The 18,843-nt window shown below is 54.9% G+C and carries 18 protein-coding genes; 7 read left to right on the top strand and 11 right to left on the bottom strand.

The genetic code is table 11. The annotated features are described in order from the left end of the window. Nucleotides 1-36 precede the first annotated feature (36 nt). On the top strand, nt 37-429 hold the full coding sequence (gene mutT, locus L977_RS07585; protein ID WP_014882551.1) for an 8-oxo-dGTP diphosphatase MutT: 393 nt from the start codon (nt 37-39) through the stop codon (nt 427-429). 33 nt (nt 430-462) lie between these two features. On the opposite strand, the gene yacG is transcribed toward mutT, so the two are convergent. The 3 genes from yacG to coaE are packed head-to-tail and all read right to left on the bottom strand — an operon-like array spanning nt 463 to nt 2,030. Beyond that, complete coding sequence (gene yacG / locus L977_RS07580) at nt 463-657, bottom strand: DNA gyrase inhibitor YacG (protein ID WP_014882552.1); 195 nt, start codon at nt 655-657, stop codon at nt 463-465. A gap of 9 nt (nt 658-666) precedes the next feature. Next, nucleotides 667-1,410 (bottom strand): cell division protein ZapD, encoded by a 744-nt coding sequence (zapD, locus tag L977_RS07575; protein ID WP_014882553.1) that lies wholly within the window; start codon nt 1,408-1,410, stop codon nt 667-669. Then, nucleotides 1,410-2,030 (bottom strand): dephospho-CoA kinase, encoded by a 621-nt coding sequence (gene coaE / locus L977_RS07570; RefSeq protein WP_045269084.1) that lies wholly within the window; start codon nt 2,028-2,030, stop codon nt 1,410-1,412. Before coaE ends, zapD begins: the two co-directional genes overlap by 1 nt. Before the next feature lie 228 nt (nt 2,031-2,258). Between coaE and L977_RS07565 the strand changes: the two genes are divergently transcribed. Further along, a complete protein-coding gene (locus L977_RS07565; RefSeq protein ID WP_014882555.1) occupies nt 2,259-3,302 on the top strand; it encodes a GMP reductase in 1,044 nt (347 codons plus the stop codon). 40 nt (nt 3,303-3,342) lie between these two features. Here the strand turns inward: L977_RS07565 and hofC are convergent, their stop codons facing one another. From hofC to nadC, 4 genes are all read right to left on the bottom strand, one after another. Further along, nucleotides 3,343-4,527 (bottom strand): protein transport protein HofC, encoded by a 1,185-nt coding sequence (gene hofC, locus L977_RS07560; RefSeq protein WP_047625529.1) that lies wholly within the window; start codon nt 4,525-4,527, stop codon nt 3,343-3,345. Then, nucleotides 4,517-5,899 (bottom strand): type II secretion system protein GspE, encoded by a 1,383-nt coding sequence (gene gspE / locus L977_RS07555; RefSeq protein WP_045281047.1) that lies wholly within the window; start codon nt 5,897-5,899, stop codon nt 4,517-4,519. Before gspE ends, hofC begins: the two co-directional genes overlap by 11 nt. Before the next feature lie 10 nt (nt 5,900-5,909). Beyond that, entirely contained in the window at nt 5,910-6,347 is a 438-nt protein-coding gene (gene ppdD / locus L977_RS07550; protein WP_014882558.1) for a prepilin peptidase-dependent pilin, read from the bottom strand. 173 nt (nt 6,348-6,520) lie between these two features. Continuing rightward, on the bottom strand, nt 6,521-7,414 hold the full coding sequence (nadC, locus tag L977_RS07545) for a carboxylating nicotinate-nucleotide diphosphorylase (protein ID WP_047625528.1): 894 nt from the start codon (nt 7,412-7,414) through the stop codon (nt 6,521-6,523). An 87-nt stretch (nt 7,415-7,501) separates the two neighbouring features. Here nadC and ampD point away from each other — a divergent pair, with 87 nt between their 5' ends. Next, nucleotides 7,502-8,053: a 1,6-anhydro-N-acetylmuramyl-L-alanine amidase AmpD gene (gene ampD / locus L977_RS07540; protein WP_023332089.1), complete on the top strand. Its 552-nt coding sequence runs from the start codon at nt 7,502-7,504 to the stop codon at nt 8,051-8,053. Between the two features lie 9 nt (nt 8,054-8,062). Beyond that, nucleotides 8,063-8,917, top strand: a complete 855-nt coding sequence (ampE, locus tag L977_RS07535; protein ID WP_047625527.1) for a beta-lactamase regulator AmpE — start codon at nt 8,063-8,065, stop codon at nt 8,915-8,917. 18 nt (nt 8,918-8,935) lie between these two features. Here ampE and L977_RS07530 read toward each other — a convergent pair whose 3' ends face one another. The 4 genes from L977_RS07530 to L977_RS23130 form a co-directional block, all read right to left on the bottom strand. After that, entirely contained in the window at nt 8,936-9,886 is a 951-nt protein-coding gene (locus L977_RS07530) for a glycoside hydrolase family 43 protein (RefSeq protein WP_047625526.1), read from the bottom strand. Between the two features lie 10 nt (nt 9,887-9,896). After that, nucleotides 9,897-11,294, bottom strand: coding sequence for a glycoside-pentoside-hexuronide (GPH):cation symporter (locus L977_RS07525; RefSeq protein WP_047625525.1), 1,398 nt, complete (start codon nt 11,292-11,294; stop codon nt 9,897-9,899). Between the two features lie 163 nt (nt 11,295-11,457). Continuing rightward, nucleotides 11,458-12,828 carry an aromatic amino acid transporter AroP gene (gene aroP, locus L977_RS07520; RefSeq protein WP_047625524.1) on the bottom strand — a complete coding sequence of 457 codons (1,371 nt, stop codon included), beginning with the start codon at nt 12,826-12,828 and terminating at the stop codon, nt 11,458-11,460. Nucleotides 12,829-12,873: 45 nt separating this feature from the next. After that, complete coding sequence (locus tag L977_RS23130) at nt 12,874-13,101, bottom strand: hypothetical protein (protein ID WP_078309342.1); 228 nt, start codon at nt 13,099-13,101, stop codon at nt 12,874-12,876. A 263-nt stretch (nt 13,102-13,364) separates the two neighbouring features. Between L977_RS23130 and pdhR the strand changes: the two genes are divergently transcribed. From pdhR to aceF, 3 genes are all read left to right on the top strand, one after another. Continuing rightward, the gene (pdhR, locus tag L977_RS07515) at nt 13,365-14,129 is read left to right on the top strand and encodes a pyruvate dehydrogenase complex transcriptional repressor PdhR (RefSeq protein WP_014882565.1); all 765 of its coding nucleotides are present in this window, start codon (nt 13,365-13,367) and stop codon (nt 14,127-14,129) included. A 123-nt stretch (nt 14,130-14,252) separates the two neighbouring features. Continuing rightward, nucleotides 14,253-16,916: a pyruvate dehydrogenase (acetyl-transferring), homodimeric type gene (gene aceE / locus L977_RS07510; RefSeq protein ID WP_014882566.1), complete on the top strand. Its 2,664-nt coding sequence runs from the start codon at nt 14,253-14,255 to the stop codon at nt 16,914-16,916. Nucleotides 16,917-16,930: 14 nt separating this feature from the next. Further along, entirely contained in the window at nt 16,931-18,826 is a 1,896-nt protein-coding gene (gene aceF / locus L977_RS07505) for a pyruvate dehydrogenase complex dihydrolipoyllysine-residue acetyltransferase (protein WP_047625522.1), read from the top strand. Nucleotides 18,827-18,843: the final 17 nt, after the last annotated feature.

Raw genomic sequence — 18,843 nt, 5'->3', positions numbered from 1 at the left:
CGCAGATATCTGCGCCTTTTTTATGGAAGTGATAATATGAAAATACTGCAAATTGCCGTCGGGATTATTCGCAACCCGCAAAACCAAATCTTCATTACTCAGCGCGCTGCCGATGCCCATATGGCGAACAAATGGGAGTTTCCCGGTGGGAAAATCGAATCAGGGGAGACGCCGGAAGAGGCGCTGGTACGTGAGCTTCAGGAAGAGGTAGGGATTACGCCAGTTGGCGCAACGCTGTTCGATAAGCTCGAATATCAGTTTCCGGACAGGCACATCACGCTTTGGTTCTGGCTGGTCGAAAACTGGGAAGGCGACCCCTGGGGAAAAGAGGGGCAACCCGGTAACTGGGTGGAGCTTCAGGCCAGTGATGCCGATAAATTCCCACCGGCAAATGCGCCCGTCATATCCCGACTGACGGACGACCTGTAGGCCTGCTAAGCGAAGCGCCAGCAGGCTTTAAAGCTATTGCTGCTCTTCGCTCCAGTCATCGCTGTCCGAGAGATCGCCTTTGCTCGGAATACGTTTCTCTTCCGCCGCCCATTCTCCAAGGTCAATTAACTGACAGCGCTTGCAGCAGAATGGACGGAACGGACTCATTTCGCCCCATACAACGGTTTTACCGCAGGTGGGGCAGTTTACGGTGGTCACTTCAGACATCGGCACTCCTTAACAACAGGCCAGTTCAAAATCGAGGCGTTCCGGCACGGTGCCATTCTCGCTGTCCAGAGGCATAAAGCGGATCGCAAAACGACTCTTATGCCCGGAAATCTGTGGATAAAGCTGCTCGCCGAGCGATAAATTCAGACGCAGAAGATCGGCATCATCGCCGTTATCCTGATAGAAACCGTTCAGGCTGGTTTGCTTGCGGAACGGCGCCGAGTTACGGATGAGGTCGAGAATGAGCGACAGCGTCTGGTGCATGGGGGCGAGACTTTCCAGCCAGCTGTTCACCTGCGCATCACGCTGTGCTTGCGGCATATGCAGCCACATATGCAGCGTTGGCAGGTCGAAACTACAGCAGCCACCAGGAATACTCAGGCGCTGGCGCACCAGGCCGATCAGGCGATCTTCTCGCAAAAATTGCCCGACACGAGGTGCGGCCATCAGCGTACTGCTGCTGTTTTTAAGCTGCTGACGAAGTGAATCAATGCGGCTCTGATCCACGCCCGGCACTTCGGCCCAGGCCTGTAATTTACGCTGCTGGCGCTCCAGTTCTTTCAGAAGCTCTGTGCGGACGTCGCCCCGCTCAATGACATCCAGCAGATCCCCCACGTTGCGGAAGAAGTGCAACGCAGTGGCATGATCGCTGACGGGCAAATGTTGTGAAAGTTGTTGAATCAGAAATTCGATACGCAGCCAGGTACGCATTTTTTCGTTGAGCGGATGCTCAAAAAGGATGTGGGTCGACATTATGGTTTTTCCTGTGCAACGGCCTGCGCGGCGAACGTCAAATACTGCGCATGCAGGCGGGCAACATCCGATGCAATGGCATCTGGTGCGCCGTTATTATCAATAACATCATCCGCAACGGCAAGGCGCTGAGCGCGCGTGGCCTGAGCGGCAAGAATTTGTTCAGCCTGTTCGCGCGAGACACGATCGCGCGTCACGGTGCGCTGGATTTGCGTTTCAGGCGAGACATCAATGACCAGCACCCGATCGGCTTTATTGTGCAGCTGATTCTCTACCAGAAGCGGAACCACCCACAGAACATACGGCGAGCGGGCTGCGGCAATTTGACGCTGAGTTTCCTGGTGGATAATGGGGTGGAGCAGGGCATTAAGCCAGAGTTTTTCCGCAGAATCGGAAAAAATGCATTCGCGTAGCTTGCGGCGATTTAGCGTGCCATCTGCACTGATAATTGCCGGACCAAAATGGTTTTCGATGGCTTTTAGCGCGGGTGTATTGGGCTCTACCACCTGACGGGCAATGATATCGGCATCAATAATCGTGATACCCAGACGAGAAAATGCGTCCGCAACGGTACTTTTGCCACTACCGATGCCGCCGGTTAATGCGACGATATACCCCATTAAATCAAATCCTGGGAATTATTCATTATTAAAATCAGTTGGTTAAATTTCAAACGTGCGTCAGCCACTGTTTAGCCCTGTTTACCGGCTTTTTACCAGGTAAATTTATAGGATTGTAGCGTAAAAAAAGAGAATTTCGCAGTCTTGCGGAGCAGGTATTAGTGCGTATGATAGCGTCACTGGAGTTGTGCTTTTAACATATTTGCCTCTAACCCCAGGAATCCGCACATGCGTATCGAAGAAGATCTGAAGTTAGGTTTCAAAGACGTTCTTATCCGCCCTAAACGCTCTACACTGAAAAGTCGCTCAGACGTTGAACTCGAACGTCAATTCACCTTTAAACATTCCGGTCAGACCTGGTCTGGCGTGCCGATTATCGCCGCCAATATGGATACGGTGGGCACCTTCGGGATGGCAACCGCCCTGGCGCAGTTCGATATTCTCACCGCAGTGCACAAACACTACAGCCCGGAAGAGTGGAATGCGTTTGTTGCATCCGCCTCTGCGGATGTGGTGAAGCATGTGATGGTCTCCACCGGCACCTCTGATGCCGATTTCGAGAAGACCAAACAGATCCTGAATGCGAACCCGGCGCTCAATTTTGTGTGTATTGATGTGGCGAACGGTTACTCCGAGCATTTCGTGCAGTTCGTCAGCAAGGCGCGTGAGGCCTGGCCAACGAAAACCATCATCGCGGGCAACGTGGTGACCGGTGAAATGTGTGAGGAGCTGATCCTCTCCGGTGCCGACATCGTGAAAGTGGGCATTGGGCCTGGCTCCGTATGCACCACGCGCGTCAAAACCGGCGTTGGGTATCCGCAGCTGTCCGCCGTTATCGAATGTGCCGATGCGGCGCATGGCCTGGGCGGCCAGATCATCAGTGACGGCGGTTGCACCATGCCGGGCGATGTGGCGAAGGCGTTTGGCGGTGGCGCAGACTTCGTGATGCTCGGCGGTATGCTGGCCGGTCATGAAGAGAGCGGCGGCACCGTGGTGGAAGAAAACGGCGAGAAATTCATGCTGTTCTACGGTATGAGCTCTGAGTCTGCAATGACCCGTCACGTTGGTGGTGTGGCAAAATACCGTGCGGCAGAAGGCAAAACCGTGAAGCTGCCTCTGCGTGGCCCGGTTGAAAACACCGCGCGCGACATCCTGGGCGGCCTGCGCTCAGCCTGTACCTACGTGGGTGCCTCCCGTCTGAAAGAGCTGACGAAACGTACGACGTTTATTCGCGTTCAGGAGCAGGAAAACCGCGTTTTCAATAGCCTGTAATGGTTTTCGCTGGCGCATGTCCGTGCGCCAGCACTATTGGCTATCCCGCGCTCATCGCATCCCCCAAATGGAAAATGGGCAAATACATTGCCACCACTAGCGTGCCGATGATGATCCCCGTGACAACCAGTAGTAACGGCTCCAGGAGTGCTGCCAGATTGTCGGCCAACTGAAAAGTTTGCTCCGTATGATGACGAGCAAGGTTTGCCAGCATGATGTCCAGTGAACCTGACATTTCGCCCGTTCGTAAAAGCTGAATACAGAGCGGGGTAAACATTGCCGCTTTCTGAAAGGATGACCAGACGGGAAGCCCTTTTTCAATATCTTCGCGTATTCTGCGAAGGATCCCTTGCCAGTAGCGGCTTTCGACTGTCTCTTCTGCGCTCTCAAGCCCCTGTAAAAAGGCAATGCCTGCCTGCTGTGTGAGCGACAGTACGGTAAAGATCTGCCCCAGCTTTTGCCCTTTCGCCAGCGCCCCCATTACAGGTAGATGCAGAAGAAATCGCTGCCAGCGAGGCGTGTGACGCAGAGTCCAGGCGGCGGCTACCGGAACAAGCAGCACCGCGAACAGTGCGAGGGCGTAGGACTGCATAAAAGCGGATATACCCATCACCATCCGCGTCAGCGCCGGAAGGGGGGTGTTAAACGTTTTGTAGATTGCGGCGAACTCGGGCAACACCAAAGTAACCATGGCGAGTACGACGAGTACCGCCAGCGTCAGGATGATCGCCGGGTAGCGCAGCGCTTTTTTCACTTTCTGACCGAGCTGCTGCTGCGCTTTTTGTTGCCGGGCGAGCTGGCGACAGCACTCTTCCAGCTTCCCTGTCAGCTCACCGGTTTTTACCATTGAGATATGCAATGGGGTAAAGACCGCGGGCCACCGCCTGAGCGCCTCAGAAAAAGGGCACCCTTCACTGAGTTCATCGGCAACGCTTTGCAGCAGTGCCCGCCACGGTTCTGATGGATGCTGGTCTGCCAGCATTTGCAGGCTATGCGCAAGCGTTAGTCCGGCCTGCAGCAGCGTGGCGAGCTGGCGAAACATCTCGTAGCAGTGATGAGGACGCCAGCGGTGTCTCTGAGGGTATCGAGAGAGGGCCAGAGGATGCAGGTTGTTCCGCATTAGCCTGGTGAAGGCCGCGTTGCGGTCTGTGGCCCAGAGTGTTCCGCTTCGGGGTTCTCCTTCTGTGGAGAGGGCTCGCCAGCGCCAGAGGTGATTAGTGGCCATCGGGCATACCCAAAACACGCAATAACTCTTCGAGCGTGGTTAGCCCTTGCTCAATGGCCATACAGCCGTGTTCAAACAGCGAGATTAACCCTGCCTGCCGGGCACTGGCTTCTATCACCTCGGTGCCTGCCCCGCTGGCAATTGCCTGGCGCAGAGGGTTGTCGATTGCCAGTACTTCAAAAATCGCTACCCGGCCGTAAAAACCGTGGTAGCAACGATCGCAGCCTGTGGGTTGCCAGCGGGGAAGTGGTCGCGGCCAAACCGGGCGGGGTAAGCCCGAATGCTCCCCGTTTTGCTGTCGGCAATGTGGACAAAGACGCCGAACCAGCCGTTGGGCAATCACCATAGAGAGTGCGGAAGAGATCATCCAGCGCGCGACGCCCATCTGCTCCAGGCGAATCAGGGTTTCCGTTGTCGAGTTGGTATGCAGCGTCGACAATACCAGGTGCCCGGTCTGCGCGGCATTAATAGCGATCTCTGCCGTTTCGCCATCACGAATTTCGCCGACCATAATGATATCCGGATCCTGACGCAGCAGCGCCCTTAGCACGCTCTGAAATGTCAGGCCCGCTCGCGGGTTAATCTGCGTCTGATTCAATCCCGCAAGCGGGATTTCAATGGGATCCTCTACGCTGCAGATGTTGACGTCAGGGGTGTTAAGCGCCTGTAACGCGCTATAGAGGGTGACGGTTTTGCCGCTGCCTGTGGGGCCGGTAACCAGAATCAGCCCCTGAGGCTGGTGCAGTGACGCAGTAAAACAGGCCAGCTGCTCAGCACTCATGCCGAGTGCTTTCGGTTCAAGAGCCTGCTGAACCTGATGCAGCAGTCGCAGCACAATTTTCTCACCGCCGTTGCAGGGAAGCGTGGCGATACGAAACGAGACCGGCTCGTTTGTCAGCTCAATGGTAAACTGACCATCCTGCGGTAAGCGGCGTTCAGCAATATCCAGATTACCCAGCACTTTTAACCGGGCGCTGAGCATCGTTGCCAGCGCGGCGGAAAGCGGAGGTTGCGGGCAAAGTACGCCATCGATACGTAAGCGAATCTGGCACGCGTGCTCCATCGGTTCAATATGGATGTCGGAGGCGCGCTGGTTTATCGCCTGTTGCAGCGTGTGGTTGAGGATATCCACCGCGGAATGTGCCTGCGAAACGTTAGGCAGATGTGATTGCGCGCTTAACTGCCGATGCTTTTCCATGCGTTCAGCGCTCCAGCACTCGATATCAATCCGTTTCTGCGTTGCGAAGCGCAGGGCTTCCATCAGTTCAGGTGCGGGGCTTCCCACGACGGCGATGCTGACCATGTCACTGTCGCTGGTGAGCAGCAGAGCATGATGGCGAAGGCAAAGTGCCACGAGTTGATCGGTGTTCATTGTCCGCCCCTCAGTTATTGTCGAAGCGGAAGACGTCTTCACAGGCCTGCTTAAGCTCGCTGTCAGCACTGATGTTGCAGTCACGCGTCCAGCCTGTCATACCGTTGCCGTTATTCCACTGTGGCGTCATGGTCACCGTCAGTCCGTTGAGACTCTCCTGACCCGTCAAGGTCACGATCCCTTTTGCCACGTTCATTGCTGAGACGTAACGCGTCGTGGTCGGGGAAGGGATGCCGTTACTGCCTGCGTCACAGCTCTCCACGCCACCGTGATCGAGCGCGCAAAGCTCAATGGCAGTGCGATAGGGAATGAAGGTTTGCAGCATATCGGTGAGGGCGGCTTTACGCAGGTAGTTCTGATAGGCGGGAACGCCGATGGCGCTCAGAATCGCAATAATGCCAATGACCACCATCAGCTCAATGAGTGTGAATCCTTGTTGTCTGTCCATATCTGCTCCTTATGCAAAGTGGCGCTACTCTGGCAGCGGGAAAGGAGAGAAACGAGGGGCAAAAAAGGGAACGGGAAAGGGGCTTCAGAGAATTCATGCAGTGTTGCAGGGAAGAACAACGGATTTGCGAGCAAGACTGAAATTCCCCTCTCCGGGCGGAGAGGGAAAGCGTCTTATTTAAAGCGCATGGAGAGGTCAAGGGCGCGAACGTGTTTGGTCAGCGCGCCGACGGAGATGTAGTCCACACCGGTTTCGGCGAATTCACGGATCGTGTCGAACGTGACGTTCCCGGAAACTTCAAGCTGGGCGCGGCCGTTAGTCAGTTTTACCGCCTCGCGCATCTGCTCAGTTTCGAAGTTGTCGAGCATGATGATATCGGCCCCGGCCTTAATGGCCTGCTCCAGCTCTTCCAGGCTTTCGACTTCCACTTCAACAGGGACATCCGGGTGCAGCCAGAAGGCTTTCTCAACGGCCTGGCGCACGGAACCCGACGCAATAATGTGGTTCTCTTTGATCAGGAAGGCATCGGATAAGCCCAGTCGATGGTTGGCGCCGCCGCCACAGAGCACCGCGTACTTCAGCGCAGTGCGCAGGCCTGGCAGCGTTTTGCGGGTATCCAGCAACTGAGTGTGGGTGCCGGCCAGGAGGTCAACATAGCGACGCACTTCGCTGGCGACGCCAGAGAGCGTTTGTACAAAATTGAGCGCGGTGCGTTCGCCGGTCAGCAAGACGCGCGAGGGACCGTCCAGCTCGAACAGCGGCTGATTGGCTGTAATCGCATCACCATCTTCAACGTGCCAGGTCACCTGCACATCATCGCCCGCCAGTTGAGTAAATACCTCTTCAACCCAACGCTTGCCGCAAAAAACGCCCTCTTCACGGGTAATAATGACCGCGTGGGAACGTGTCTCTTTTGGCAATAATTGTGCGGTAATGTCTTTATCGGCATTCACGTCACCCCCAAGGTCTTCTTTTAACGCATGGGCAACGCTTGCCGGAATATCCATATTAATACGTTCCAGAAGTGCTTCACGTCGGTGGTCGGGGTTATAGCGGCGAGGCGGCATGATAAAACTCCAAATTGGTAACGAATCATAATATTGAAACATGCTACTCTGAACCGAGTCATTGCACCATACAGAAGGAGTTCCAGCATGTTGTTAGAAAACGGATGGCTGGTGGATGCGCGGCGTGTACCCTCGCCGCACCACGATTGCCGCCCGGAGGATGAAAAGCCCACACTGCTGGTGGTTCATAATATTAGTCTCCCGCCGGGTGAATTTGGCGGCCCGTGGATCGATGCGTTATTCACGGGAACGATAGATCCCAATGCCCATCCTTTCTTCGCTGAGATTGCGCATTTGCGCGTGTCGGCTCACTGTCTGATTCGTCGTGATGGTGAGGTGGTTCAGTATGTTCCTTTTGATAAGCGCGCCTGGCATGCCGGGGTGTCGATGTATCACGGGCGCGAACGGTGCAACGATTTCTCCATTGGGATCGAGCTGGAAGGCACGGATACTACGCCCTACACCGACTCACAGTATCAACAGTTAGCGGCTGTGACCCGTACGCTTATCGGACTCTACCCGGCAATCGCCGATAACATTACCGGACACAGTGATATCGCTCCGGCGAGAAAAACCGATCCTGGCCCGGCATTTGACTGGCCCCGCTTTCGCGCCATGCTCACCGCGTCGTCAGAATAAGGAGATACCATGACGTTGTTTACCATGCTGCTGGTTATCATCGCTGAACGTCTGTTCAAGCTCGGTGAGCACTGGCATCTGGATCACCGGCTGGAGGTGTTATTCCGCCGCATCAGGCACTTTTCCATGCTGCGCACGCTGCTGATGATGGCGGGTGTGATGGTGATTACCTTCCTGCTGCTGCGCGCGCTGTACGGACTCTTTTTCAATGTGCCGCTGCTGGTGGTGTGGATCCTGCTTGGCGTGCTGTGCATTGGTGCGGGCAAGGTGCGTTTGCACTACCACGCTTATCTTAAAGCGGCCTCCCGCGATGATGCCCACGCGCGCGGTGCCATGGCGAGCGAACTGACGATGATCCACGGCGTGCCGCCGGATTGCGACGAGCGCGAGTTCCTGCGCGAGCTGCAAAATGCGCTGCTGTGGATTAACTTCCGTTACTACCTCGCGCCGCTGTTCTGGTTTGTGGTGGGGGGCCCGGTGGGACCCGTCTTGCTGATGGGGTATGCGTTCCTGCGTGCCTGGCAGACCTGGCTTGCCCGTTATCTGACACCGCATGAACGTTTGCTCTCCGGCATTGATGCCATCCTGCATGTGCTCGACTGGCTGCCGGTGCGTCTGGTGGGAGTGGTGTACGCGCTCATTGGCCACGGTGAAAAAGCATTGCCAGCGTGGTTTGCGTCTCTGGGCGACCGACACACCTCGCAGTATCAGGTGTTAACCCGTCTGGCGCAGTTTTCCCTGGCGCGAGAGCCGCATACCGACAAGGTTGAAACGCCAAAAGCGGCGGTTTCAATGGCAAAGAAAACGTCGTTTGTGGTGGTGGTGGTTGTGGCGCTACTGACTATTTACGGCACGCTGGTGTAAGCCAGCGCGCCGCAAACGCTATAGCGTATCCGCAGGCGGGATGCCGAAATCAGGCATCCCGTTTTCGTCCCAACGAACACGCTTCAGGCGGGTATGACGATTGGGATCGTAAAGCGGGTCGCCCTCAATTTCGGTGTAATTCCGCGCGTGATACACCAGCACATCTTCCCCTTCCGGCGTTTGCGTAAAGCTGTTGTGACCCGGGCCGTACTGACGATTTTCGTAGCTGGTAACGAACACCGGACGCGCAGATTTGTGCCAGTTCGCCGGCTGTTGCGGATCGGCATTCAGGTCTATCCACAATAACCCCATGCAGTAGTTCTCATCGGTGGCGCTAGCGGAGTAGCTGATAAACAGCTTGTCGCCGTGAACCAGCACCGCCGGACCTTCGTTAACCAGAAATCCACGGCATTCCCAGTCATATTCAGGTTTACTGAGCATCACCGGCTCGCCTTTCAGCGTCCACGGATTTTCCATTTCACACAGATAAAGGTTGGAGTTTCCGGCGATATCCGGCGCTTTTTGCGCCCACAGATACCAGCGTTTCCCCTGATGGACAAAGGTGGTGGCATCGAGGGCGAAAGTGTCGAATGGCGTTTTTATTTGCCCCTTCTCGACCCACTTACCGGCGAGCGGATCGCTGTCGGTACACTCCAGCGCAAACATTCGGTGCTGGAACATGCCGAGGCTATCAAGCGCCTGGGTGTGCGTCGCGGCAAAATAGATGTACCACTTCCCGTCGATGTGATGCAGTTCTGGGGCCCAAATCAACTGGCTCATTGGACCGGTGTCGGGTTTGCGCCAGACCACCACCTCTTCGGCGCTGCGCAAGCCCTCCAGCGAGTCAGCACGGCGGATAGCCAGCCTGTCGTACTCCGGCACGGAGGCAATAAAATAGTATTGCCCCTCATGATGTAAAATGTACGGGTCGGCGCGTTGTTCAATAAACGGGTTTGGCCAGGTTTGCATGCAACTTTCCTTATTTTGTCTCTGCGGCTTTGAGTTCCTGATAAGCGTTCAGCTCGCGGTAGTTGGCGCGGCGCTTTTCCAGATCGGACTGGATCATCTTCATGGTTTCGCGGTCCACTTTCAGCAGGCGTACTACGCCCGCGGTAACTAAGTATCCAACGCCAGGAATAACGGTAAACAGCAGTACGATACCGTTAATGGCCTCCGCGCTTTGCGCTTTTGCGCCTGCGTCGTAACCGTACCAGGAGAGCAGAAAACCGACCATTGCCCCGGCAATCGCCAGACCCAGTTTCAGGAAGAAAATGTTGCCGGAGAAGCTGATCCCGGTGATGCGTTTCCCGGTTTTCCACTCGCCGTAGTCGTCCACGTCAGCCATCAGCGACCAGTGCAGCGGAGACGGGATCTGGTGCAGGATGTTCAGCAGAACGTAGAGCACCACGATGGTGACGGTGGCTTTCGGGTCGAAGAAATAGAAGGCGCAGGAAAATATCGCCAGCACGATATTGGTCCAGAAGAAGACCTTCAGTTTACACCAGCGGTCGGTCAGCACTTTTGCCAGCACGCTGCCAAGCATCATGCCGATAACCCCCAGGCTGATAAACACGGTGGCGAAGTGGGTGCTCTGGCCCATCACCCAGGTGACGTAATACATGGTGGCCGCCATGCGAATAAAGCCCGGGCAGACGTTGCAGAGCGTCAGGAGCAGAATGCGCACCCACTGGTCGTTTTTCCACACGTCTTTCAGGTCGTTTTTCAGCTCGTCGTGGGTCTGCACCGCCGGGCGTACGCGCTCGCGCACGGTGGCGAAGCAGAACAGGAACATGCAGGTGCCAATCAGCGCCAGTACGGTCATTGCCATCTGGTAGCCTTTGGCTTTGTTATCCCCGCCAAACCAGTCGGCCATCGGCAGCAGCGTCAATGACAGCAGCAACGTGGCGATGCCGACCAGCACGAAGCGGTAGGACTGGCAGGCCACACGCTCTTTCGGATCGTTGGTGATCACCCCTCCTAACGAGCAGTAAGGGATGTTGATGGCGGTATAGGTTAATGAGAGCAGGAAGTAGGTGACAAACGCATAGATAACTTTGCTGTTATAGCTCCACTCCGGTGTGGTGAACATCAGAATACTGAACAGCGCGTAGGGGAAGGCAATCCACAGCAGCCATGGACGAAAACGGCCATATTTACTGCGGGTGCGGTCGGCAATTGCCCCCATGATAGGGTCGGTGACGGCGTCAATCACACGGACCGACAGCAGTAAGACCCCCACCAGCGCAGGCGCGAGGCCAAATATGTCGGTATAAAAATAGTTAACAAACAGCATGATGGCGCCAAAGATGATGTTGCAACCTGCATCGCCCATCCCATAGCCGATCTTTTCTTTTACTGACAGTTTAGCGTTATCCATAGACTGCTCTCCGGGTTTCGGTATGGAGAGAATTATTTGCTGGCAAACGAATATATGCGTTGCAGTATCAGGGCGGTGATATGGATAAAAACGCTGTAGGGATGAAAGTGTGAGGGAGGTAACAACGCGCGGTACCCGCAAAAGCAGGTACCGCGGAGGAGGCTTAGTGTGCCTTCATGGCCTTGCGGCTTTTCTGGCTGAAGAGATAGCCAACGCCCAGCACGGCAATCCAGACCGGGATCAGGTAGACGGAGATTGCCATACCCGGCGTGATCAGCATGATCACCAGCACGGCCGCCATAAACAGCAGGCAGATCCAGTTACCCAGCGGATAGAGCAGGGCAGGGAAGCGCGTCGTCACGCCCTGCTGCTGTTTCGCGCGGCGGAACTTGATGTGCGCCAGGCTGATCATCGCCCAGTTGATGACCAGGGCAGAGACCACCAGCGCCATTAGCAGGCCAAATGCGGATTCCGGCGCCATGTAGTTAATCAGCACGCACAGCGCCGTCACGATGGCTGAAACAATGATGGTGTTTACCGGCACGCCGCGTTTATCAACGTTGAGCAGCATCTTCGGCGCATTGCCCTGCTGGGCCAGGCCGAACAGCATACGGCTGTTGCAGTATACGCAGCTGTTGTACACGGAAAGCGCCGCGGTCAGCACCACGACATTGAGCGCGTTCGCCACGACGGTATCACCCAGTTCGTGGAAAATCAGCACAAACGGACTGGTGTCGGCAGTGACGCGCGTCCACGGCAGCAGGGAGAGCAGGACCGCCAGCGAGCCCACATAGAAGATCAGAATTCGGTAGATAACCTGATTCGTCGCTTTCGGGATGCTCTGCTCAGGGTTGTCGGCTTCTGCGGCGGTGATACCCACCAGTTCCAGACCGCCGAAAGAGAACATAATGATGGCCATCATCATCACCAGACCGGTCATGCCGTGAGGCAGGAAGCCGCCCTGTTCCCAGAGGTTACGCACGGTTGCCTGTGGGCCACCGTTGCCGCTGAACAGCAGCCAGCCGCCAAAGATAATCATCGCCACGACGGCGATCACTTTGATGATGGCAAACCAGAACTCCATCTCACCGAACACTTTTACGTTGGTGAGGTTAATGGCGTTGATAATGACGAAGAAAGCTGCAGCAGAAGCCCAGGTTGGGATGTCGGGATACCAGAACTGAATATACTTCCCGACGGCAGTCAGCTCGGCCATGGCAACCAGAACGTACAGTACCCAGTAGTTCCAGCCGGAAGCGAAACCGGCAAAGCTGCCCCAGTACTTATAGGCAAAGTGGCTGAAGGAGCCAGCGACCGGCTCCTCGACAACCATTTCACCTAACTGGCGCATGATCAGAAAAGCAATGAAACCCGCAATCGCGTAACCCAAAATAATGCCCGGACCGGCAGACTGGATAACGGATGCGCTGCCCAGAAACAGGCCGGTACCAATAGCACCGCCCAGTGCGATGAGCTGAATATGGCGGTTTTTTAGCCCGCGCTTTAGCTGATCGCCGTGCTGTTGAGCTTCCATTTGAAACCTCGTGTGTGGTTGTTATGTCACGCTGTGCGTGTGTAATTATGAAAATCCATATTCTGTATTTATTTCTTTACGGTTAAACGAACCGAAAAAAGCGGAGATGACTTCCGTAAGCGCCAGAATAGTGGTAAGTGCCTGTGAATGCACCTGCTTTATGAAGGGCTGATGACGAGTTGAATAAAAAGAAAGCATTTGTAAATCACTCCGCTCTCGCTTCTTACCCCAACCTATAGAATAGAAATGCGCCTTAAGTGGGCGAATTTTCATAATTTGCCTTGTTGAATCGCTTCAGATTGCAAAAACCCTCGTTTCATTATGGTTAAAACTCCCGCTTTAGGAGTAATCAACTCATTTGTGCAAAGTTACATTTCTGAAACGTTATTTCTGTAAGGTTGTTAAAATGTGCAGGGTTTACTGATTTCAATCAAAACCAATATGGACAGAAGGTGAATACTTTGTTACTTTAGCGATACGAAATATAAATTGGTAAGACCAATTGACTCCGGGCAAAAAGGCGTAAGACAGGGAATATGGCCTACAGCAAAATTCGCCAACCAAAACTATCTGATGTGATTGAGCAGCAGCTGGAGTTTTTAATCCTCGAAGGGACTCTGCGCCCGGGTGAGAAACTTCCGCCAGAACGCGAACTGGCAAAACAGTTCGACGTTTCACGTCCCTCTCTGCGTGAGGCGATTCAACGCCTCGAAGCAAAGGGCTTGCTGCTTCGTCGCCAGGGCGGCGGAACCTTTGTGCAAAACAGCCTGTGGCAGAGCTTCAGCGATCCGCTGGTAGAACTTCTCTCTGACCACCCAGAATCCCAGTTTGACCTGCTTGAGACCCGTCACGCGCTGGAAGGTATTGCGGCCTATTACGCCGCCCTTCGCAGCACTGATGAAGATCGCGTGCGTATCCGCGAGCTGCATCAGGCCATTGAACGGGCACAGCAGTCCGGCGATTTAGACGCCGAGTCCAGCGCCGTCGTCCAGTATCAAATCGCCGTCACCGAAGCGGCACACAATGTGGTGCTCCTCCATCTGCTACGCTGCATGGAGCCGATGCTGGCCCAGAACGTTCGTCAGAATTTTGAATTGTTGTATGCCCGTCGGGAGATGCTCCCACTGGTAAGCAACCATCGCACCCGAATATTCGAGGCGATAATGGCCGGGGAACCGGAGCAGGCGCGCGAAGCGTCGCACCGTCACCTGGCTTTCATTGAGGAAATCTTGCTGGACCGCAGCCGTGAACAATCGCGTCGCGAACGTTCATTACGCCGCATACAGCAACGAAAGGATTAAGCGCCAGGTACTTTTAGAGCGCGGCAACTAAACGCAGAACCTGTCTTATTGTGTTCTTGCTGAAGAGCACAATGGGACAGGTTCCAGACAAATCAACGTATTAGATAGATAAGGAATACCCCCATGTCAGAACGTCTCCAAAATGACGTGGATCCGATCGAAACTCGCGACTGGCTACAGGCGATCGAATCGGTCATCCGTGAAGAAGGTGTTGAGCGCGCTCAGTATCTGATTGATCAGCTGCTTTCTGAAGCCCGCAAAGGCGGCGTGAAGGTTGCTTCAGGTGCAGGGGCTAGCAACTACGTAAACACGATTGCCGTTGAAGACGAACCGGAATACCCGGGCAATCTGGATCTGGAACGTCGTATCCGTTCAGCTATCCGCTGGAACGCCATCATGACTGTTCTGCGCGCGTCCAAGAAAGATCTGGAGCTGGGTGGCCACATGGCGTCCTTCCAGTCTTCTGCGACCGTTTACGAAGTGTGCTTTAACCACTTCTTCCGTGCAGCGAACGAGAAAGACGGCGGCGATCTGGTGTACTTCCAGGGCCACATCTCTCCGGGCATCTATGCACGTGCATTCCTGGAAGGTCGTCTGACTGAAGAGCAGATGAACAACTTCCGTCAGGAAGTTCACGGTAAAGGTCTGTCTTCTTACCCGCACCCTAAACTGATGCCTGAATTCTGGCAGTTCCCGACCGTATCCATGGGTCTGGGTCCAATCGGTGCGATCTATCAGGCTAAATTCCTGAAATATCTGGAACACCGTGGTCTGAAAGACACCTCTGAGCAGACCGTTTACGCCTTCCTGGGCGACGGCGAAATGGATGAGCCAGAATCTAAAGGTGCGATCACCATCGCAACCCGTGAGAAGCTGGACAACCTGTGCTTCATCATCAACTGTAACCTGCAGCGTCTGGATGGTCCGGTAACCGGTAACGGCAAGATCATCAACGAACTGGAAGGCATCTTCGCGGGTGCTGGCTGGAACGTAATCAAAGTCATGTGGGGTTCCCGTTGGGACGAACTGCTGCGTAAAGACACCAGCGGTAAACTGATCCAGCTGATGAACGAAACCGTTGACGGTGACTACCAGACCTTCAAATCCAAAGACGGTGCCTACGTGCGTGAGCACTTCTTCGGTAAATATCCTGAAACCGCCGCACTGGTTGCAGACTGGACTGATGAGCAGATCTGGGCGCTGAACCGTGGTGGTCACGATCCGAAGAAAATCTACGCGGCACTGAAAAAAGCGCGTGAGACCAAAGGTAAAGCGACTGTTATCCTGGCCCATACCATCAAAGGTTACGGCATGGGTGATACCGCAGAAGGTAAAAACATCGCTCACCAGGTTAAGAAAATGAACATGGACGGCGTGCGTTATATCCGCGACCGTTTCAACGTTCCAGTGACCGATGAGCAGGTAGAAAACCTGTCTTACATCACCTTCCCGGAAGGTTCTGAAGAGCACAAGTACCTGCACGAACGTCGTCAGGCGCTGAAAGGCTACCTGCCAGCTCGTCAGCCTAACTTCACCGAGAAGCTGGAACTGCCAGCGCTGGAAGACTTCTCTCAGCTGCTCGAAGAGCAGAACAAAGAGATCTCTACCACTATCGCTTTCGTTCGTGCCCTGAACGTGATGCTGAAGAACAAGTCGATCAAAGATCGTCTGGTGCCAATCATCGCCGACGAAGCGCGTACTTTCGGTATGGAAGGTCTGTTCCGTCAGATCGGTATCTACAGCCCGAACGGCCAGCAGTACACCCCGCAGGACCGTGAGCAGGTTGCTTACTATAAAGAAGACGAGAAAGGTCAGATCCTGCAGGAAGGTATCAACGAGCTGGGCGCAGGCGCATCCTGGCTGGCTGCTGCGACCTCTTACAGCACCAACAACCTGCCGATGATCCCGTTCTACATTTACTACTCCATGTTCGGGTTCCAGCGTATCGGTGACCTGTGCTGGCAGGCAGGCGACCAGCAGGCTCGCGGCTTCCTGATCGGTGGTACTTCTGGTCGTACGACCCTGAACGGTGAAGGTCTGCAGCACGAAGATGGTCACAGCCACATTCAGTCTCTGACTATCCCTAACTGTATCTCTTACGACCCGTCTTACGCGTACGAAGTGGCAGTCATCATGCATGACGGTCTGCAGCGCATGTACGGTGAAGCGCAAGAGAACATTTACTACTACATCACCACCCTGAACGAAAACTACCACATGCCGGCAATGCCAGCAGGTGCCGAGGAAGGTATCCGTAAAGGTATCTACAAACTCGAAACTGTTGAAGGTAGCAAAGGTAAAGTTCAGCTGCTGGGCTCCGGCTCTATCCTGCGTCACGTGCGTGAAGCCGCACAGATCCTGGCGAAGGACTACGGTGTCGGTTCCGACGTGTACAGCGTGACCTCCTTCACTGAACTGGCTCGTGATGGCCAGGATTGTGAGCGCTGGAACATGCTGCACCCAATGGAAACTCCACGCGTTCCGTACATCGCTCAGGTGATGAATGACGCGCCAGCGGTGGCGTCTACTGACTATATGAAACTGTTCGCTGAGCAGGTTCGTACTTACGTTCCAGCTGATGATTATCGCGTACTGGGTACTGACGGCTTCGGTCGTTCAGACAGCCGCGAAAACCTGCGTCACCACTTCGAAGTTGATGCTTCTTACGTGGTTGTAGCAGCACTGGGCGAACTGGCTAAACGTGGCGAAATCGATAAGAAAGTGGTTGCGGACGCAATTACCAAATTCAACATCGATGCAGATAAAGTTAACCCGCGTCTGGCGTAAGAGGTAAAAGAATAATGGCTATCGAAATCAATGTACCGGACATCGGGGCTGATGAAGTTGAAATCACCGAGATCCTGGTCAAAGTGGGCGACAAAGTTGAAGCTGAACAGTCGCTGATCACCGTAGAAGGCGACAAAGCCTCTATGGAAGTCCCGTCTCCTCAGGCTGGCATCGTTAAAGAGATTAAAGTCTCTGTTGGCGATAAAACCGAGACCGGCAAACTGATCATGATTTTCGATTCCGCCGACGGTGCAGCAGCTGCTGCACCTGCGCAGGAAGAGAAGAAAGAAGCTGCTCCGGCTGCTGCTCCAGCAGCTGACGCCGCAGCAAAAGAAGTGAACGTGCCTGACATCGGCGGTGACGAAGTTGAAGTCACCGAAATCCTGGTGAAAGTGGGCGACACCGTTGCGGCTGAGCAATCACTGATCACCGTAGAAGGTGACAAAGCCTCTATGGAAGTCCCTGCGCCGTTCGCGGGTACCGTTAAAGAGATCAAGATCAACACCGGTGACAAAGTGTCTACTGGCTCCCTGATCATGGTCTTCGAAGTGGCGGGTGCTGCACCAGCTTCCGCGCCTGCTCAGGCTGCTGCACCGGCTCCGGCCGCTGCACCGGCTGCTGCTGGCGGCGCGAAAGACGTTAACGTACCGGACATCGGCGGTGACGAAGTTGAAGTGACGGAAGTGATGGTGAAAGTGGGCGACAAAGTTGCCGCTGAACAGTCACTGATCACCGTTGAAGGCGACAAAGCTTCCATGGAAGTTCCTGCGCCGTTCGCGGGTACCGTTAAAGAGATCAAAATCAGCACTGGCGACAAAGTGTCTACCGGCTCTCTGATCATGGTCTTCGAAGTGGAAGGCGCTGCGCCTGCCGCCGCTCCGGCAGCCGCTGCTGCTCCAGCACCGGCTGCTGCACCGGCTCAGGCTGCTAAACCTGCTGCTGCACCTGCTGCGAAAGCAGAAAAATCTGAGTTCGCTGAAAACGACGCGTATGTCCACGCCACCCCGCTCATTCGTCGCCTGGCGCGCGAGTTCGGTGTGAACCTGGCGAAAGTGAAAGGGACTGGCCGTAAGGGTCGTATCCTGCGCGAAGACGTTCAGACCTACGTGAAAGACGCGGTGAAACGTGCCGAAGCTGCACCTGCTGCAGCCGCTGGCGGCGGTATCCCGGGCATGCTGCCATGGCCGAAAGTGGACTTCAGCAAGTTCGGCGAAATCGAAGAAGTGGAACTGGGCCGTATCCAGAAAATCTCTGGTGCTAACCTGAGCCGTAACTGGGTGATGATCCCGCACGTTACGCACTTCGACAAAACCGATATCACCGATCTGGAAGCGTTCCGTAAACAGCAGAACGCCGAAGCTGAGAAGCGTAAACTGGACGTGAAATTCACCCCAGTGGTCTTCATCATGAAAGCCGTTGCCGCTGCACTTGAGCAGATGCCACGCTTCAACAGCTCCCTGTCTGAAGACGGCCAGAAGCTGACGCTGAAGAAATACATCAACATCGGTGTTGCGGTTGATACGCCAAATGGTCTGGTTGTTCCGGTCTTCAAGGACGTGAACAAGAAGAGCATCACTGAGCTGTCCCGTGAACTGACCACCATCTCCAAAAAAGCGCGTGATGGTAAGCTGACTGCCGGCGAAATGCAGGGCGGCTGCTTCACTATCTCCAGCATTGGCGGCCTGGGCACTACCCACTTCGCGCCGATTGTGAACGCGCCGGAAGTGGCTATCCTCGGTGTGTCCAAGTCCGCGATGGAGCCGGTGTGGAATGGTAAAGAGTTTGTGCCGCGTCTGATGATGCCAATCTCTCTGTCCTTCGACCACCGCGTGATCGACGGTGCTGATGGTGCGCGTTTCATCACCATCATCAACAACATGCTGAGCGACATTCGCCGCCTGGTGATGTAATCGAAAAGCCGGCCAGT

Origin of the sequence: Enterobacter sp. ZOR0014 (genome assembly GCF_000798855.1) — a bacterium.
Taxonomy (GTDB): domain Bacteria; phylum Pseudomonadota; class Gammaproteobacteria; order Enterobacterales; family Enterobacteriaceae; genus Enterobacter; species Enterobacter kobei.
This window is presented reverse-complemented; position numbering and strand designations above follow the sequence as displayed.

Coding starts and splice junctions, on each gene's coding strand:
- L977_RS23130 (WP_078309342.1), bottom strand. CDS start 13,101: ATGAAAATTCGCCCACTTAAGGCGCATTTCTATTCTATAGGTTGGGGT.
- mutT (WP_014882551.1), top strand. CDS start 37: ATGAAAATACTGCAAATTGCCGTCGGGATTATTCGCAACCCGCAAAAC.
- hofC (WP_047625529.1), bottom strand. CDS start 4,527: ATGGCCACTAATCACCTCTGGCGCTGGCGAGCCCTCTCCACAGAAGGA.
- ampD (WP_023332089.1), top strand. CDS start 7,502: ATGTTGTTAGAAAACGGATGGCTGGTGGATGCGCGGCGTGTACCCTCG.
- L977_RS07565 (WP_014882555.1), top strand. CDS start 2,259: ATGCGTATCGAAGAAGATCTGAAGTTAGGTTTCAAAGACGTTCTTATC.
- L977_RS07530 (WP_047625526.1), bottom strand. CDS start 9,886: ATGCAAACCTGGCCAAACCCGTTTATTGAACAACGCGCCGACCCGTAC.
- nadC (WP_047625528.1), bottom strand. CDS start 7,414: ATGCCGCCTCGCCGCTATAACCCCGACCACCGACGTGAAGCACTTCTG.
- aceF (WP_047625522.1), top strand. CDS start 16,931: ATGGCTATCGAAATCAATGTACCGGACATCGGGGCTGATGAAGTTGAA.
- aceE (WP_014882566.1), top strand. CDS start 14,253: ATGTCAGAACGTCTCCAAAATGACGTGGATCCGATCGAAACTCGCGAC.
- pdhR (WP_014882565.1), top strand. CDS start 13,365: ATGGCCTACAGCAAAATTCGCCAACCAAAACTATCTGATGTGATTGAG.
- zapD (WP_014882553.1), bottom strand. CDS start 1,410: ATGTCGACCCACATCCTTTTTGAGCATCCGCTCAACGAAAAAATGCGT.
- aroP (WP_047625524.1), bottom strand. CDS start 12,828: ATGGAAGCTCAACAGCACGGCGATCAGCTAAAGCGCGGGCTAAAAAAC.
- ampE (WP_047625527.1), top strand. CDS start 8,063: ATGACGTTGTTTACCATGCTGCTGGTTATCATCGCTGAACGTCTGTTC.
- L977_RS07525 (WP_047625525.1), bottom strand. CDS start 11,294: ATGGATAACGCTAAACTGTCAGTAAAAGAAAAGATCGGCTATGGGATG.
- gspE (WP_045281047.1), bottom strand. CDS start 5,899: ATGAACACCGATCAACTCGTGGCACTTTGCCTTCGCCATCATGCTCTG.
- ppdD (WP_014882558.1), bottom strand. CDS start 6,347: ATGGACAGACAACAAGGATTCACACTCATTGAGCTGATGGTGGTCATT.
- coaE (WP_045269084.1), bottom strand. CDS start 2,030: ATGGGGTATATCGTCGCATTAACCGGCGGCATCGGTAGTGGCAAAAGT.
- yacG (WP_014882552.1), bottom strand. CDS start 657: ATGTCTGAAGTGACCACCGTAAACTGCCCCACCTGCGGTAAAACCGTT.